Raw genomic sequence first — 16,684 nt, forward strand, 5'->3', positions numbered from 1 at the left:
CCCTACAGCGCGTAGCCGTAGGCGCGGATCAGCGCGCGCGCCGGCTCGCCCCGCAGATGGCGCAGGAAGGCCAGCGCGGCCGGCTTGTCCCTGCCCGCCGCCAGCAGCAGCGCATCTTGCCGGATCGGTGCGTACATTGCGGACGGCACCACCCAGGCCGAGCCCGATTGCAGTTTGCCGCCGTCCATCACTTGCGACATGGCCACAAAGCCGAGCGGCGCCGCGCCCGAGACCACAAATTGATGGGCTTGAGCAATGCTGTCGCCCTGCACCAGCCGGGGCGCCAGGCGCTGCTGCAGGCCGAGCTTGTCGAGGGTTTGCATGGCGGCCGCGCCGTACGGGGCCAGCTTGGGGTTGGCGATGGCCAGGTGCGTGAACGTGCCCTGGCCGAGCACGGCGCCGTGCTGGTCGACCAGGCCCGCCTGCGGACTCCACAAGACCAGCTTGCCGATGGCGTAGGTAAACCGGGTGCCCGGCGCAGCGCTGCCCTCCCGCTCCAGCCGCGCCGGGGTGTCGTCATCGGCCGCCAGCAGCACCTGGAACGGCGCGCCGTTCTTGATCTGGGCGTAGAACTTGCCGGTGGCGCCGATGGTCGTGAGCACCTTGTGCCCGCTCTCGCGCTCGAAAGCGGCCGCGATCTCTTTCATTGGTGCGGTGAAGTTGGCGGCCACGGCCACGTGCACCTCGTCGGCGCTGGCAATCCCGGCCGCCGTCAGGGCGAGCCACAAGCTGGCAAGTCGAAACATGTTGCTTCCAATTATGGTAAGTGCGTACGCGCCGCGCATGGCGCTATATCCGATTATATACGACGGCATTTTGCAGGCCGAAAAAGCATACCGATGGTGCTTTTCCAGGGTGCTCCCCCCAGTCGCAGGGGTGTGGCGAATATGCGACCAATGAACGAATTTTCGTCACGTGCCGACAGCGCCAAACGCATAATGATTGCGACGATGGCGCGCGGAAATGTCACAAGCTTGCGCGGCGATAACGATGTTTCACTCTCCACAAGGAAACGCTGATGACTCTGTCAAATATGAAAATTGGAACGCGCCTGTACCTCGGTTTCGCCGCCGTGCTTGTGCTGCTGGTACTGCTGGTCACCGTGGCGTACGCCAACTTCAAAAAACTGAGCGCAGCGAACGATATCAACGTGCACACCTATCAGGTGACGGCCGAAGTCAACGGCGCCCTGGAGCAACTGATTAACATCGAAACCGGCCAGCGCGGCTTTCTCCTGACCGGCAATCCGGCATCGCTCGAACCCTACAATGCCGGCAAGGCCTCCTTCCTCCAGCACGTGGCGAAGGCGACGGCGCTGACCTCCGACAATCCGGTTCAGCAGGAACGCCTGCAACGCCTGCAGCGCGAACAGGTGGCATGGCTGGCAAGCGCGATCGACCCGGCCATCGCCCTGCGCAAGGCGGCGACGGACGGCGACATGGCGGGCGTGGTCGCGGCCGAGAAGGAAGGCAAGGGCAAGAAAGGCATGGACGCCATGCGTGGCCTCGTCGCCGAGATCGATGCCGCCGAAGAGGGATTGCTGGCCCAGCGCGCCACGGACGCCAAGGCGCTCGATACGCAGACGGCCGGCATGCTGGTCGGTGGCGGCGTGCTGGCGGCCGTGCTGGCCGCTGTGATCGCAGTCTGGCTCGCCCGCAACATCACCGTGCCGCTGGGCCGCGCCGTGGCGTTTGCCCAGCAGGTGGCCGAGGGCGACCTGAGCGCCCGGGTCGAGGCCGATTCCAAGGATGAAATCGGCGAATTGCTGGCGGCGCTCAAGAGCATGAACAGCTCGCTGGCGCGCATCGTCGGCGAGGTGCGCACCGGCACCGATACGATCGCCACGGCATCGGCGGAAATTTCGTCCGGCAACTTCGACCTGTCGTCCCGCACCGAACAGCAAGCCGGCTCGCTGGAAGAAACCGCCTCGTCCATGGAAGAGCTGACCGCCACCGTCAAGCAAAACGCCGACAACGCGCGCCAGGCCAACCAGTTGGCCACCGAAGCGTCCGAAGTCGCGGTGCGCGGCGGCGCCGCCGTGTCGCAAGTGGTGGACACCATGGGCGCGATCAACGATTCGGCCAAGAAGATTGTCGACATCATCGGCGTGATCGACGGCATCGCCTTCCAGACCAATATCCTGGCGCTCAACGCCGCCGTGGAAGCGGCGCGCGCTGGCGAACAGGGGCGCGGCTTCGCGGTCGTGGCCTCGGAGGTGCGCAACCTGGCCCAGCGCTCGGCCGGTGCGGCCAAGGAAATCAAGGCGCTGATCGACAATTCGGTCGAAAAAGTCGAGCTCGGCACGCGCCTGGTGGACCAGGCTGGCGTCACGATGGGCGAAGTGGTCGGCAGCGTGCGCCGCGTGAATGAGATCATCAGCGAAATCGCCAACGCCAGCGACGAGCAGAGCGCCGGCATCGAGCAGGTCAACGCGGCCATTACCCAAATGGACGAGGCGACCCAGCAAAACGCGGCACTGGTCGAACAGGCCGCCGCCGCCTCGGCGTCGATGCAGGAGCAAGCCGCGCAACTGGCCGAGGTGGTCAGCGTGTTCAAGCTCGATGGCGCCGCCGCCCTGGCGCGCAAGCCGGCAGCGGCGCTGGCGCGCGCCCCCGCGCCACGAGCCGCCGCGCCGCGCAAGGCGATCGCCGCCGCCAGCGCTGGCGACGATGGCTGGGAAGAGTTTTAGCGCACGTGAAACTTCGCCGCATTGCCTCCCCGCAGGCTGCGTCAGCTGCGGTGATACGTGAGCGCGCTGGCAATGCAGTAAGCCAGCGCATCGGCCGGCGGCGTAGCCGATTGCTCGAAGACCAGCGCGCGGTTGCCTTCGAACACGAAGTCGTGCGGAAAGATGCTGCGAAACGTGTCCAGCAGCGTGGTTTTGCAGTTGAAATAGATGGCGTACTGCGCCGGCTCCGATTTTTTCCAGGCGAGCCGAATCGTGCTGCCGCTCTTGCTCCGGGTGGTGAGATAGGCGGGCTCGCCCCACTTGAGCGTTTCTTCGATCGGGCCGACGCCCTCGGTCGACGCCGCCGTGGCGAAAATCAGTTCGCGCAACACCAGCAGCCGCTCGCGGATCGGGGCGGGATAGCTGGCGTAGGTGCGCTGCACGGCGGCGTTACTGAATGGCGTGATGGGTGGCGTCATGCGTTTCCTGTCGGAGCACGGCGCCGGCGGGACACGTCCCGCCTACGCCGCGATTTTTTTCGATACGAAGCGCGCCGCCATCAGCGCGCTGGCCAGCCCCACCACGATGGCGGCGGTGCTGCCCGAAAATCCCAGCGCCGTGTTGGCCGCGATCTTGCCCACTTTGGGCTTGAGCAGTTCCAGCCGGCGTTTGCTCATCTGCACGCCCAGTTCCTCGAGGCGGTCCTTGTCCAGCATGCGCTCGGCTTCGGGCAGGAGCACCGTTTCTTCATCGGCCACGTGGTGCATGACGTCGCGCATCAGCTGGTGCAGCAGCTGGTCGTGGCGGCGCTCGGTCGGCGCGGTGGCGCGCAGCTGGCCGATCAGGCGCCGCATCTCATCATGCTCGGGCTGGCTTTTGCGGATCACCGGCTCGTCCCCGTTCAGGCGCCGCAGGACTGGATAAAACACTTCTTCTTCCAGTGTCGCATGGATCTCGAGCGCGTCGCACATGGTTTCGGCCAGCGCTTTCTTGACGCTCGGGCGCGAGGCGGTGGTGTACTGGTGGAACGTCACCAGCACGTGGGAGTGATCGAAGCGGATCATGTCGGTCACCGACGGGCTTAACTTATTCAAAGAAAACATGATTCTTCCTCCTGAAAGGTCATGTCGTCATGATAAATACACCAGCCGCTTGTTCGCGTAGGACCTTGCCTCCTTTTCGTGTCGGCTTGGTCCAACGATTAGCATCGATCTAGCGTTCGTTGCGTCCGTGCAGGAACTCGCCGTACCAGCGCCCGCTGCTTTTCACGGTGCGCACCTGGGTCTCGAAGTCGACGTGCACGATCCCGAAGCGGCGCAGATAGCCTTCCGACCATTCGAAATTGTCCAGCAGGCTCCAGGCGAAGTAGCCTTTCACCTCCACGCCCTGCTCCTGCGCCGCGCGCACGGCGGCCAGGTGGCGCACCAGGTAGTGGCGGCGCGCCTCGTCGTCGACGCTGCCGTCGGCCCGCACCACGTCGTCGTAGGAAGATCCGTTTTCGGTCACATACACGGGACCGGGCCGGTATTCGCGCGCGATGCGCAGCAGCAGTTCGGTCAGGCCGTCGGGCGCGACTTCCCAGCCGAAATCGGTGCGCTCGCGGTCCTGCGGCAAGGCCACCTCGGTGCGCAGGAAGTTGCCCACCGCGCCGTCGCCGGCAACGTCGCGCACCACCTCCGGGAAGTAGTAGTTCAGGCCGACGAAATCGGTGGGCGCGGCGATCGCCGCCATGTCGCCTTCGAGCACCGTTGGCGCGGCCGCGCCCAGCAGCGCCAGCGTCTCTTGCGGATAGCCGCGGCCATACAGCGGATCGAGGAACCAGCGGTTGCGAAAGCCGTCGTGGCGCGCCACGGCGTGCCGGTCCGCCTCGCTGTCGGACGCGGCCCGGATCGGGTGCAGGCTCAGGGCGATGCCGACCTGCGCATCGGGCACATTGGCGCGGATCACCGGCGTGGCCAGGCCGTGCGAAAGCAGCACGTGGTGGCACACCTGGAGCGCGGTCGGCGCGTCGCGCAGGCCCGGCGCGTGCATGCCGTCGAGGTTACCGTGCATGGCGGTGCACCATGGCTCGTTGTGGGTGATCCAGTGGCGCACCCGGTCGCCGAGGCGGCGCGTGACCACGTCGGCATACGCGACGAAGGCATCGACCGTGGCGCGCTTGGCCCAGCCGCCCTGGTCCTGCAGCGCTTGCGGCAGGTCCCAGTGGTACAGCGTGGCCCACGGTTGCAGGCCGCGTTCGAGCATCCCGTCCACCAGGCGCGAATAGAAGTCGAGCCCCGCTTCGTTGGGCGGCTGGCCCGCGCCGCTGAAAATGCGCGGCCAGGCGATCGAGAAGCGGTAGGCGTTCAGGCCGAGCGACTGGCCGATGTCGAGGTCCTCGGGCCAGCGGTGGTAATGGTCGCAGGCGATCCGGCCGTCGGCGCCGTCGCGGATCTTGCCGGGGGTGGCGCAGAAGCTGTCCCAGATCGACGCCACGCGCCCGTCGGTGCTGCCCGCGCCCTCGATCTGGAAGGCCGATGTCGAACAGCCCCACAGGAAGTCGGCGCCGAAACTGGCGCGTGCAAGGGGCTGGTGCGGGGCGTTTTTCTGGATGGTCATAGGAAGAATCGGTCAGTTTAAAGTTGCTCGATGAGAAATTGGAATCGCTTCCACTTTACCACAAAAAAAGCGCCGGCAAGGGCGATGGAAGACTATTTGTTGCGGTTGAGTTAATGTTTCCCTTGGCCTCGCGCCTTCCGTCCGCCGTTCCCGGCGGTGCCGGGAACGGCGCGCCAGCGGCGCTACCCAGCCTGGCCGCCCTTTGCACTGCCCAGCGACGCCCGTAGCGCAATCGTCACCGGATAATCATGCGTCACCGGGCGCTCCATGCCGTAGCAGCGATTGAGCAGGCAATTCAAGCCGTTCAAGGTCATCTCGGTCCACGGCATATGCACGGTGGTCAGGCGCGGCGCCGTGTATTCCGCGCTGTTGGTGTCGTCGTAGCCCAGCACCGACACCTGCTCCGGCACCGCGATGCCGGCCTGCTGGAAGTACGACAGCGCGCCCACCGCCATGTCGTCGTTGGCGCAAAAAACGGCGGTAAACGGATAGCCCGATTCGGCCAGCTCCCTGGCCGTCTCCCACCCGCCCTTGGGCGCGAAGTCGCTTTCGGCCACCCACAGGCCGTCGGTGTCGATGCCGGCCTGCGCCAGCTCGCTCAGGAAGCCGTCGATGCGCTCGACGTTATCGGGCGCGCCGCGCGGGCCGGCGATGACGGCGATATCGCGATGCCCCTCGCGCAGCAAGGCCTGCGCCGCCAGCCGCCCGCCGAGCAGGTGGTCGATGGTGAAGCTCTGGCTGGCGATCGACGGCACACTGTGATTGAGCAGCACCAGGCGCGATTTGCGCGGTCCGAGCGCGGCGATGTCTTCATCGCGCAGCACGTTACTCATCACCAGCACGCCGTCGCAGCCGCGCTCCTTGAGAAAATCGATGCCCTGCACCGCCTGCGTGCGCTCGTCGTCGCTGCCGATGCCGAAACCGACCACCATGTTCAGGCCCGCCGCGCGCAGTTCGGCGTAAATGAGCTTGAGGATCGGCGTATAGAAGGTGCCGCTCAGGTAAGGTATGTATACCCCGATCATCTGCGAGCTGCCCAGCATCAGCGAGCGCGCCGCGTACGAGGGATGGAATTCGAGTTCCTCGATCGCCTTCTGGACCCGCGCCAGCGTCTTGGGCGAAACCGCCCCCTTGCCGCTGACGACACGCGAGGCGGTTCCGAGGCCGACGCCGGCCCGCAATGCTACGTCTTTGAGAGTTGCCACGCGCGCTTGTTCCGTTCAAAAATAGGGACTAAAAAAAGCCAGCATACTGCATCCGGGTGCCCTCTCACAAGCGCGCGCCGCCTCACTGCTCGTTGCGCAGCGCCGCGGCGATCTGCTTTTGCGCCTTCTCGACCGGCATTCTGGTGTTCCAGAAGGCGGTCAGCACGTCCTGCATGGCGCCGTTCTGGTCGGGCGTCAGATATACCTCGCCGATGCCGACATGGCGCGTGCGGTCCTTCATGATGGCCATGCCGGCGCGCGCGCACGGGTCCATGCCCGATGCGTCGACATCGCCGCGGATCGGAATCGAGCCTTTGAGCTTGTTGAAGGCGACCTGGGTGCCAGGGGCCACCACCACGCTGGCCAGCAGCTTCTGGTACTTGACCTGCTGCGCATTGGCGGTCTTGGGGAAGACGAAGGCGTCGCCCTGGATCAGGTAGGGCGAGCGCGGACCGAAGCCGGCGATGCAGCCGTAATCCTTGCCGGCGCTCTGGCGCGCGGCGCCGAATTCGCCCTTGGCCCAGTCGCCCATCACCTGCACGCCGGCCTTGCCCGCGATGACCAGGGCGGTGGCGTCGTTCCAGTTGCGCCCTGGCGCGCCGGCGTCCACATACGATTGCAGGCGTTTGAAGTTGACCAGCACGCGGCGGAAGGCCTCGGAATTGATGGCCGCCGGATCGCGCTCGCGCAGCACCTTCAGGTACAGATCGGTGCCGCCCATGTGGGCCAGCATCGACAGGAACAGGATGTTTTCCTGCCACGGCTGGCCGCCGTGGGCCAGGGGAATGATGCCGGCGGCCTTGAGCTTGTCGAGCGCGGCGAACAGTTCGTCGACGCTGGCCGGCTCCTTGCCAATCCCGGCTTTCTGGAAGGCGGCCTTGGAATACCAGATCCAGGCCTGCATGTGGATATTCACCGGCACCGCGTAGTAATGGCCCTTGACGCGGATGACGTTCAGGACCGGCTCGGGCAGGAACTTGTCCCAGCCTTCCCGCAGGGCGACGTCGTCGACGTTATTGAGCATGCCCTGCTCGACCAGGTCGGTGAACTGCTTGGTGGTGTTGAACTGGGCCGCCATCGGGGCATTGCCGCCGACGATGCGATTGATCGCCACCGCACGCGCCTGGTCGGCGCCGGCGATGGCGGTGTCGGTCCAGGCGCCGCCGGCGGCGCGGTAGGCGTCGGCGATGGTGCGCACCGCGGCAGCTTCGCTGCTCGAGGTCCACCAGTGGATCACTTCGGGTTTGGGATCGGCGCCGAAGGCGGCGCCGGTGCTTGCCAGCGCCAGCGCGGCGCCCAGAATGCGTTGTTTCAACGTGGGTCTCCTGGTAGAGCGGGTCTGCGCCCGCTTCGGATTGGAAGGCTTTCCAATTTAGTCGGCTGACTATATCATTCAAAGAATTTCAATGTCAACGCGCAAACAAGCCGCCGCGCCGTGACAGCGTTTTCACCACCCTGTTCGCATGGAGAGCCCGTGTTCAATCCCCGTCCCACCGTCCGTTACGTCGCCATTGCCGGCCATGCGCCCTGCGCGGTGGTGGACGACTTCCTGCTCGACCCCGATGCGCTGGTGGCCCGGGCGGTCGCCGCGCAGGCGCGCTTCGCGGTCGATCCGGCCAACTATTATCCCGGCCCCGAGCTGGACCTGGGGCGCGAGGCGGCGCTGCGCCTCGACGACTTCTTCATCCAGCACATCCGGCGCGCACTGGGCGCGCAACGCACCATCAGCGTGGCGGCGCGCCTGGCGCTGGCCACCGTCGCCCCGTTCGAGCTGCATCCGCTGCAGCGCCTGTGCCATCGCGACTGCGCCGGCCTCGCCCCCGGCGTGGGCGCGGCGGCGGCCGTGGTGTACCTGTTCGACGATGCGCGCCTGGGCGGCACCAGCTTTTACCGCCCCACGCAGGGAGTCGACGCCACGGCCCGCGTGCTGCGCGAGGCCCACGCCGGCATCGCCTCCGAGGCGCACGCGCCCGGCTACCTGACGGCGTCGAACGCCGATTTCGAGCAACTGTGCACCATCCCGGCGCAATTTAACCGCGCCATTTTTTACGATGGCGAAATTTTCCATGCGGCCCAGATCGACAACCCCGCCCTGCTCCACCCCGACCCGGCGCGCGGCCGTCTGACCATGAACGGGTTTTTCCGCTTTCGCAAACGGATTGCCTGACACGCGCCACGCGAGCAGAACGTTGTTTTATAGCAAATTTGACCCGGTAAACCGGCTCAAAATCGTGCTTCACGGCATGTAACTACGTCGGTCGACGTATAATTTCGGCCGTATTTGCCACATTGCTACATTGCTACATTTGGCGACAGATTTCTACAAACAACACCATTCAGGATTACACGTGAAAAACAAACTCGTTATCGCTTTGCTCGCCGCCGCGGCCCCACTGGCAGCCCATGCCGAAGGCTACTACGCCGGTGCCGGCCTCGGCTACGCCGAACAAAAAATCAACATCGACAAATTCGGTGACTTCAAAGAAGGCGATGTCGCCTACAAGGTATTCACCGGCCACAATTTCGACAAGAATTTCGGCATCGAAGCTGGCTACACCGATTTCGGCACTGCGGAATATGCCAACAAGAGCGTCGGTTCCAAGGCGCGTTCGTTCTACGCCGCCGGTACCGCCACCCTGCCGCTGGGCGACAAATTCGCCCTGACCGCCAAGCTGGGAATTGCCAAGAACCGCGCCAAGGTCGTTCGCCCTGGCGAAGGCGATGTCAAGGACAAAAAAACCGATGCCTTGATCGGCATTGGCGGCACCCTCAAACTGACGCCAACCATTACCGCATTCATCGAATACGAAAATTACGGCAACGTCATGCAGCCGGCCAAGATCGCTTCGATCAAGGCAACCGTGCTCTCGACCGGCCTGCGTTTCTCGTTCTAAGCTGTTCCAGCATTCAAAAAAACCGGCTGCGCGCCGGTTTTTTTACGTCCGCGTCAAGCCGCGCGCCGCAGCGGCGCCGCCTGGCAGTTGGCCTTGATGAATTGCTCGTGGCTGTCCATGGCGTCGACGCATTTGCGGATCACCGCTTGCGTACCCTGCAGGAAGTCGGCAATCTCGTCGGGCGCGCGCTGGTCGACCACCGGGTTGTAGCCGCGCGCGCGCAAGCCCTGCCCGTGCATCACCTGCAGCCAGCTATCTTCGGGAAACAACTCCTCGTTCTCGCGCAGGATGCGCCCATGGCTGGCATACAGGTCGAGCTTGCGCCGCAGGTTCAGCGGCACATCCATGTCGCGGCAATAGCGCCAGAAGGCCGAATCGTCGCGCGCGCTCACCTTGTAGTGCAGGATCAGGAAGTCGCGGATCTGCTCGTATTCCTTGTCGCACAGGCGGTTGAAGGTGTCGATGTCGACCTGGTCGAAACCGCGGTCCGGGAAAAAGCTGATCAAGCGCATCAGCGCCGTCTTGACCATGTGGATGCTGGTCGATTCGAGCGGCTCCATGAAGCCGCCCGACAGGCCGATCGCCACGCAGTTCTTGTTCCAGGCGCGCTTGCGCTTGCCGGTAGTGAACTTGAGCAGGCGCGCTTCGGCCAGCGGCTGGCCATCGAGATTGTTCATCAGGATGGCCTGGGCTTCGTCGGCGCTCATGAATTTGCTTGAGAACACATGGCCATTGCCGGTGCGGTGCTGCAAGGGAATCCGCCATTGCCAGCCGGCCGTGTGCGCGGTCGAACGCGTGAGCGGCGCCAGCGGGCCGTGCGATTCGCAGGGCACGGCAATCGCGCGGTCGCACGGCAGCCAGTGACTCCAGTCGTCGAAGCCGGTGTGCAGCGCCTGCTCGATCAGCAGCCCCACCATGCCGGAGCAATCGATGAAGAAGTCGCCATCGATGCGTTCGCCGTTTTCCATCCGCAGCGCGGCGATCGATCCGTCCGGGTGCAGGACGGTCTCGACGATGCGGCCCTCGGTGCGCCGCACCCCGCGCGCTTCGCTGTAGCCGCGCAGGTAGCGCGCGTACAGGCCGGCATCGAAATGGAAGGCGTACGACAGGTCCGCCAGCGGCGAATTGGGCAGGTCCGGGCGCCCGCGGCTGAACTTGCCGAGGCGCGCGGCCATGCTGTTGATCGCGTACGGCTCCAGGCTGCCGGCCTGCCCGGCCTGGTGCATCTTGAGCCAGTAGTGGAAGAAATTGGCGGTCGGCTGGTCGCGCCCGACCGCGCCGAAACCGTGGATGTAGTTGCTGCCCTGCCGGCCCCAGTTGACGAATTCGATGCCGAGCTTGAAGGTGCCCTGGGTGGCGCGGATGAAGTCGTTCTCGTCGATGCCCAGGTGCAGGTTGAAATTGCGGATGCTGGGGATGGTGGCCTCCCCCACCCCGATGGTGGAAATCTGGTCCGACTCGATCAGCCGGTACCCATGGCCCACCGGCAGCAGCTGCGACAGCGCGGCGGCGCTCATCCAGCCGGCGGTGCCGCCGCCGACGATCACGATCTGTTTGATGCGATGCTCCGTCATCTGGTTCTCCGGTTGATACGCATATGACTATGCGGTTGACATACACGGCAAGCAAAAAAGCCGGCATGGCCTGGGGGACAGGGCCACGCCGGTCCACCGCGCGCCTTGCGGCACGCGGGGCTCGCCAAACGGTTGTCTCGTCCTTTTACTTAGTAGTTGATCCCGGCGCGCAAGCCGAACATGCGCGGTTCGATGTAGCCGGCGATCATCTGCCCGCCCAGTCCGGTGTTGCCGGAAGTCTTCACGCGCTTGTCCGATACGTTGCGCACATACAGTTCCGCGTGCCAGTTGCCGTTCGGCGCGTCGAGCCGCAACGAGGCGTCGCCGACCGCGTTGGCTTTCTGGAAGCGGCCGATATGCGCGAATTCGTCGTTGCGCACGTCGAAATACACCTTGTCGCGCCAGTTGACCTTGAAGTACGGGGTCAGCTTGTAGCCGCTGTCGAGCACGAAGGCTTGCGAGGCGTGCAGCATGAAGGTGTACTTCGGCGCGTTCGGCAGGCGCTTGTTGGTCACGTCGTACAGGCGCTTGCCGTTGTCGGTGCCGGGACCGGTGAACTGGGCCGGACAGCGTTCCTGGTTGAACTCGATGCGCTCGTCGCACAGGTAGTCGTCGTTGTAGGCGCCGTAGTCGCGGATCGAGGTGTTCAGGTTGGAGAACGCGCCGCCCACCTTGGCGCCCTTCCACGGCTTGTAATCCCACTCGACTTCGACGCCCGAGATGCGCGTGTTGCCGACGTTGATGGTGCGCCAGGTTTCGTACACATCGCACTTGGGCTGGTCGCTGGCGCAGGGCTTGCCGTCGTCCGGCATGACTTTCGAGACGAAATAGGTGTTGGTCAGTTGCTGGTCCTTGTAGCGCATCATGAAGGCGACGGCCGACACGCTCAGGCGGTTTTCCAGGAACTTGCCCTTGTAGCCCAGCTCCAGGTTGGTGACCAGTTCAGGCTTGTAAGGAAGGAAGGTTTCCACGCCTTTCTTGCCGTCGGCGCACAGTTTGTTATTGCAGCTGTCCACCTTGTCGCCGAAGCCGCCCGCCTTGTAGCCGGTCGACAGGGCGGTGTAGGCCATCTGGTTCTCGCTGACCTGCTTTTGCAGGCCGAGGCGCCAGGTGGTCTTTTTCCATTCTTCCTTGTGGTCGTTGGCGGTGGGTCGGGGGTAGCCGGAATACGCGTCGACACTGCCGCCCATGCCCGGTTTCAGGTCGTTCGCCTGCGGAAAGCGGTAGCCGGGCGTGTTCGGCGTGCCGCCGTTGTACTGGCCGCGATAGAACGCGGTATTGCCGGCCCAGCCGCCGAGGTTCAGGCCGTTCTTGTCTTCCTTGCTGTCGACGCTGTAGCGCGCGCCCGCCGTGGCGGTCCAGCTCGGGATGAACTTCCAGTCGGCTTGCGCGAACACGGCCTTGGCGTCGACCTGGCGGTCCGGCTGGGAGTAGAAGGCGCCGGAGGCGATGCCGTGCGGCTTGCGGAAGAAGTCGACGACTTCATAGTTGATCGCGTTCTTTTCGTGCATCCAGAACAGGCCCGCCACGTATTGCAGGGTGTCGAACTGCTGCTTGAGCTGGAGTTCCTGCACCGAAGACTTGTACTTGGAATCCCAGGTGGCCTGGTAGCGGTCGTCCAGCGGCCAGGTACTCCAGTTGGCCGCGTCCGGACGGTTCGGGTAGTCGGCCGTGACCTGGAACGGCAGCGCCGAGGTCAGGCCCTTGTCGGCGTCATAGAGCTGGGAGCGCTGCTGGTCGGCCAGCATGAAGCTGTAGTCGAGGCTGGTGTTCTTGTTGACGTTCCAGCTGAGCCCGGCGCGCAGCGACTTGATCGTCATGTCGGTCTTGCCCGGCACGTTGACCAGCAGGTCCCACTGGCCGCCGCTGCAGGCGTAGCGCGTGCCGGCGCCCTGCTCGCAGTCGCGGAAGCTGGTGTTGCCGGCCCCATTGTCCTGGAACAGCTCGTAGGCGGCGTTCAGGGTCAGGTCGGGAGTGATCTTGAACTTGGCCGCCAGGCGCGCCGCGTACTCGTCCTGGTTGGTATAGAAATCCTTGGCGCTGACCGGGTGGTTGTAGCGCTGGTCGACGTCCGGAATGCCGTCCGGAATCCAGCCCTTGGACGGCACGTTCGCTTCGCGCGTGTCCGACATCTGCTTGGCCCAGCCGTTGCGGGTGACCTTGGAGAACGCGGCGCGCAGCGCCAGCTGGTCGTTGATGGTGATGTTCTGGATCAGGTTGACCTGTTTCTTGCGGTAATTGCCGATGTCGACCTCGGCCTTGCCGTAGTTGCCGCTGAAGTCAGGCTTGGCCGAGATGACGTTGACGCTGCCGCCGGTGGAATTGCGTCCGAACAAGGTCCCTTGCGGACCGCGCAAGACTTCCACCTGCTCGACGTCGAACATGAGCGCCTGGGCGCCCTGCGGCCGCGGCGAATACAGGCCGTCGACGTGAAAGCCGACGGCCGGGTCGCCGATTTCGGTGGTGTTCGAGGAAGTGATGCCGCGGATGGTGATCTGCACCGCCGAGTCGCCGGTGGCCTGGAAGGTCACATTGGGTATTTCACTGGCCAGGTCCTTGGCGCTGGTGATGCCCATGCGGTTCAGGTTGTCCTGGCTGTAAGCGGTCACTGCGAGCGGGGTCTTGAGCAGCGAGGTCGAGTAGCGGGTCGCGGTGACCTTCACCTCGGGGATGACTTCCTTGTCGCTTTCGCTGCTGGGTGCCGGTGCGGGTGCCTGGGCATGGGCGGACATGCCGATCAGCCCGCAGGCGCTGGCAACGGCCAGGCTGACCAGGGTCCTTCTTGTCTTCGGATACAACATTGCGTCTCCTTGATTTTTCTGATTATCGTTTTTAGTACGCGGCCATGGACGGCACCACGTCTTGACTCCACTACTCCCTGCTGCGCAGACCTGGATAACACCGCCGCGATCTGCTCCCGCGGCACTTCCGCTTGATTGGAAACGCTCCCAATCGATGAGCAAAATATATCACTCAATGTTTTTCGATGTCAACGAGACTTTGTCGGGAGTTAAAAATGCAACAACGGCCGTGTGGGGCGCGGCAACATGCTGCCGCGCGGCACGGCGACCTTCGAAGAGCGTTCCACATAGCAATGAAATCCGCTGCGCGAGGATCTTTTGCGCGCGCCGCGCACCCCTTGCGGAACGATTTGGAACGGCGCCACTCCAATCAGGGTAGACCCATTGACAACAGGTGCCCCATGCATTCCATCGATACTGAACTTGCGATCATTGCCGTGCTCGCCCTCCTCCTGTGCCTGTGCCTGTTCATGCGCTGGCGCTACCCGGTTCCGGAATTTCCGCCCATGGCCACCCATGCGGACGACCCGCTCATGCAGGCGGCCAAGGAACAGGCGAAAGCCGGGCTGGACCGGTTCAAGGCGCTGCTCGGCAATCCGTACGAGAATGCGCTGGTCAAGCTGCGCTTCGTCAGCAGTTCGGCGCGGGTGGAATATTTATGGGCGGAAGTGCTGGAAGTACTCGGCCCCGACCAACTGGGCATCCGCCTGGTTACGCCGCCGCTGACCCACAGGGGGCGGCTCGAACGCATCTACCGCTGCCGCTACGATGAGCTGGTCGACTGGCAGGTGCGCGACCGCGCCGGCGGCCTGCATGGCGGCTTCACCGAGCGCGCGCTGTTCGCCGTGGCGCGCCGCGACGGCCTGCGGCTGCCCGACAGCCTGCTGCAGCGTGAGCAGGCTTACGTGGACAGCGACACGGGCTGGCGCCGCGGGCTGGCGACATGGGCCACGGCAAGCGGCGCGGGGCCACCGATCAGCGTCCGAACGGATATTCCAGGTTCTTGCCAATGACGATCGGCAGCGGAATATCCCTGCCAGAATCGAAAGCCCTGCTCATCAGCTTCAGGTCTTCCGCCGAAATGACCAGCGGCGAGGGATCCTTGTTCGCCGCGCTGCGCACCGGCACCCTCGAACGGTTCAGGTTTTGGATGCCCATGGCAATTTGCAGCGAGTAGTCAGTCGGGATGGCGCCGGCATCGAAGGCGCGGCTACCGGGGTAATTGGCGAACCAGCGCGGCGCATCGGCTGGCGAGGGTGGAATCAGCGGCGAGCGGGAGGGCGTCTGCGCCGTCGCATGACAAGAAATGCAGGACGACCTCGGATTGTCCACCGGTCCATTGAGCCGCCCTTCCGCGCCAAGATGCTGGGGGGTCCCATTGGCACTGTTGATCCATTGCTGTTTTTTGGCAAGATCGTTACCCCACATCACGCCGACCAGTTCCATCCGTTCCCACGGCGTGGCCCCCGCCCGCATGCCGTTGTACGACAGCGTGGCGAACACCCATCCGGTGTCGACCGCCCGCGCATCCTTGACTGCAAGGTCGACTTGTATCAGCCGTACCGTCTGCGGTTGCCGGGCGAGCGCCCCGTTGGGGCAGGTGACGCCATTGAAAACATGGATATTCGCGCGCCATTCAAAAGTGTTCTTGAGATAAGGCACTTCGGAATCGGGCGCCGTCGTGAACAACAGCTTCGCGATGACGGTGCCGTTCGGGAATTGCGATAAGCCCGCATTCGGGCTGGCTGCTTGTTGCCATATCTTTCCGACCTGATATCCGCCCGGAGGATTGTAAAAACCCACCGCCCAGTTCTGGAAACACCGTGTCTGGGCCGGACCCAGTTCGCCCTTGCCTGCAGTGGCCGGCCTTGGGGTCGTGCGCTCCCTGGTCAAGCCGTGGATGAACTCCCGACCGGTATCGCCATAATGCATCCACGGCGCGTGATACCATGTGCGAACCGGGTTCGCGCGCACATCCCAGTCGACTTCTGTATTGCCCTCCAGGACGTACTCGTAAATCGTCCGGCCAAAGCGCTCCGGTTCCACGGTCGGATCGATGTCCCGCCAGGGTAATGCGTCGCCCGCCAGCGTGGCGGGGTAGTCCTGGCTCAGCTTGAAAACGGGGCCGTTCCAGCCGGCCGGCACTTTATCATTGGACGACGGAAAACCTTGCGCCCCAACATGTCCATGAAGCAGACCGGCGAACAGCACCATCCATATGCCGGCCGCTCGCGCACGCCGTGCTGCAGGTTCCGACCTGCAATTTCTGGCCGCTGCGCGGGTGAACTTGGCGAGCGTGTGAGGATGCATATCGATTCTCCTGGTGAAATACAGTCTCCAACGGAAGCAATGCCGGTCAACGACCCGGCTTTGTCCGATTCACTATATCCCCACCGTCGAGCGAAAACGTTGATGCATTCTGCCCGCGCGCCCCATCACAGTAGGCGCTTCATGTGCGATTGAGGCACGGCTTCTAACGATTTCTCTTGAGAACCTGCCCCGGTTTGCCGGACGCATGCCGCGCATAATCCTAGCAGCCTGTCGGACTTGGGATCGTCGGCTGCAAAAATCCCCGGGACGGTCCATATTTCGCCGCTTTCTCGGCCAATGGCTCGCTATTGGCACTGCGACATCGTCAAAACCTGGCCTCTCGCCCAGCTATTTTCCCGCTTCGACTCCCCAAGTCCGACAGGCTGCTAGCCTGGATGTTTCATAAACGTCATCCGCAATTCCGAATTGTCGCTCTCGACGCCGCTCGGTTCGAATTATCCTATTGTGGGCAATAGGCGCCCTACCCAATTGAACGGGGCAGGGTATAGCGGCATGAGGTTGGTGGGGTAGCGGTGGATTGATCAGTTCGCGGCAGACCGGCCGTGACGTGTTCAGGTCGAGTTAATGGTCCTGGCTGGAATCGTCAGATACAGACGCTCGGCCAGGGTGTGGA

Annotated in this window: 13 protein-coding genes; 4 read left to right on the forward strand and 9 right to left on the reverse strand. The window is 64.1% G+C overall.

What is annotated here, in order from left to right:
- Positions 1-2 precede the first annotated feature (2 nt).
- Complete coding sequence (gene modA, locus F2P45_RS16120; RefSeq protein ID WP_166876966.1) at positions 3-746, reverse strand: molybdate ABC transporter substrate-binding protein; 744 nt, start codon at positions 744-746, stop codon at positions 3-5.
- Between the two features lie 272 nt (positions 747-1,018).
- Here modA and F2P45_RS16125 point away from each other — a divergent pair, with 272 nt between their 5' ends.
- Positions 1,019-2,689 (forward strand): methyl-accepting chemotaxis protein, encoded by a 1,671-nt coding sequence (locus tag F2P45_RS16125; protein ID WP_166876969.1) that lies wholly within the window; start codon positions 1,019-1,021, stop codon positions 2,687-2,689.
- A 41-nt stretch (positions 2,690-2,730) separates the two neighbouring features.
- On the opposite strand, the gene F2P45_RS16130 is transcribed toward F2P45_RS16125, so the two are convergent.
- The 5 genes from F2P45_RS16130 to F2P45_RS16150 all read right to left on the reverse strand — a co-directional run bounded on the left by F2P45_RS16130 (position 2,731) and on the right by F2P45_RS16150 (position 7,786).
- Complete coding sequence (locus F2P45_RS16130) at positions 2,731-3,147, reverse strand: DUF1801 domain-containing protein (protein ID WP_166876972.1); 417 nt, start codon at positions 3,145-3,147, stop codon at positions 2,731-2,733.
- Between the two features lie 42 nt (positions 3,148-3,189).
- Positions 3,190-3,771, reverse strand: coding sequence for a hemerythrin domain-containing protein (locus tag F2P45_RS16135; protein WP_229505109.1), 582 nt, complete (start codon positions 3,769-3,771; stop codon positions 3,190-3,192).
- A gap of 109 nt (positions 3,772-3,880) precedes the next feature.
- Positions 3,881-5,266 carry a GH1 family beta-glucosidase gene (locus F2P45_RS16140; protein ID WP_166876975.1) on the reverse strand — a complete coding sequence of 462 codons (1,386 nt, stop codon included), beginning with the start codon at positions 5,264-5,266 and terminating at the stop codon, positions 3,881-3,883.
- Between the two features lie 182 nt (positions 5,267-5,448).
- Positions 5,449-6,471: a LacI family DNA-binding transcriptional regulator gene (locus F2P45_RS16145; RefSeq protein ID WP_166876978.1), complete on the reverse strand. Its 1,023-nt coding sequence runs from the start codon at positions 6,469-6,471 to the stop codon at positions 5,449-5,451.
- 82 nt (positions 6,472-6,553) lie between these two features.
- On the reverse strand, positions 6,554-7,786 hold the full coding sequence (locus F2P45_RS16150) for an ABC transporter substrate-binding protein (protein WP_188130161.1): 1,233 nt from the start codon (positions 7,784-7,786) through the stop codon (positions 6,554-6,556).
- 159 nt (positions 7,787-7,945) lie between these two features.
- Between F2P45_RS16150 and F2P45_RS16155 the strand changes: the two genes are divergently transcribed.
- A complete protein-coding gene (locus tag F2P45_RS16155) occupies positions 7,946-8,638 on the forward strand; it encodes a DUF6445 family protein (protein ID WP_166876981.1) in 693 nt (230 codons plus the stop codon).
- A 181-nt stretch (positions 8,639-8,819) separates the two neighbouring features.
- Entirely contained in the window at positions 8,820-9,365 is a 546-nt protein-coding gene (locus F2P45_RS16160; RefSeq protein WP_166876984.1) for an outer membrane beta-barrel protein, read from the forward strand.
- A 53-nt stretch (positions 9,366-9,418) separates the two neighbouring features.
- On the opposite strand, the gene F2P45_RS16165 is transcribed toward F2P45_RS16160, so the two are convergent.
- On the reverse strand, positions 9,419-10,939 hold the full coding sequence (locus F2P45_RS16165; RefSeq protein ID WP_166876987.1) for a tryptophan halogenase family protein: 1,521 nt from the start codon (positions 10,937-10,939) through the stop codon (positions 9,419-9,421).
- Between the two features lie 149 nt (positions 10,940-11,088).
- The gene (locus F2P45_RS16170) at positions 11,089-13,740 is read right to left on the reverse strand and encodes a TonB-dependent receptor (protein WP_166876990.1); all 2,652 of its coding nucleotides are present in this window, start codon (positions 13,738-13,740) and stop codon (positions 11,089-11,091) included.
- A 401-nt stretch (positions 13,741-14,141) separates the two neighbouring features.
- On the opposite strand from F2P45_RS16170, the gene F2P45_RS16175 reads away from it, so the two are divergent.
- A complete protein-coding gene (locus tag F2P45_RS16175) occupies positions 14,142-14,753 on the forward strand; it encodes a DUF2314 domain-containing protein (protein WP_166876993.1) in 612 nt (203 codons plus the stop codon).
- On the opposite strand, the gene F2P45_RS16180 is transcribed toward F2P45_RS16175, so the two are convergent.
- On the reverse strand, positions 14,716-15,954 hold the full coding sequence (locus F2P45_RS16180) for a hypothetical protein (protein WP_166876996.1): 1,239 nt from the start codon (positions 15,952-15,954) through the stop codon (positions 14,716-14,718). The two genes, F2P45_RS16175 and F2P45_RS16180, sit on opposite strands and share 38 nt — an antisense overlap.
- Positions 15,955-16,684: the final 730 nt, after the last annotated feature.

The organism is Massilia mucilaginosa, assembly GCF_011682145.1.
In the GTDB taxonomy this organism is placed as follows: domain Bacteria; phylum Pseudomonadota; class Gammaproteobacteria; order Burkholderiales; family Burkholderiaceae_D; genus Telluria_A; species Telluria_A mucilaginosa.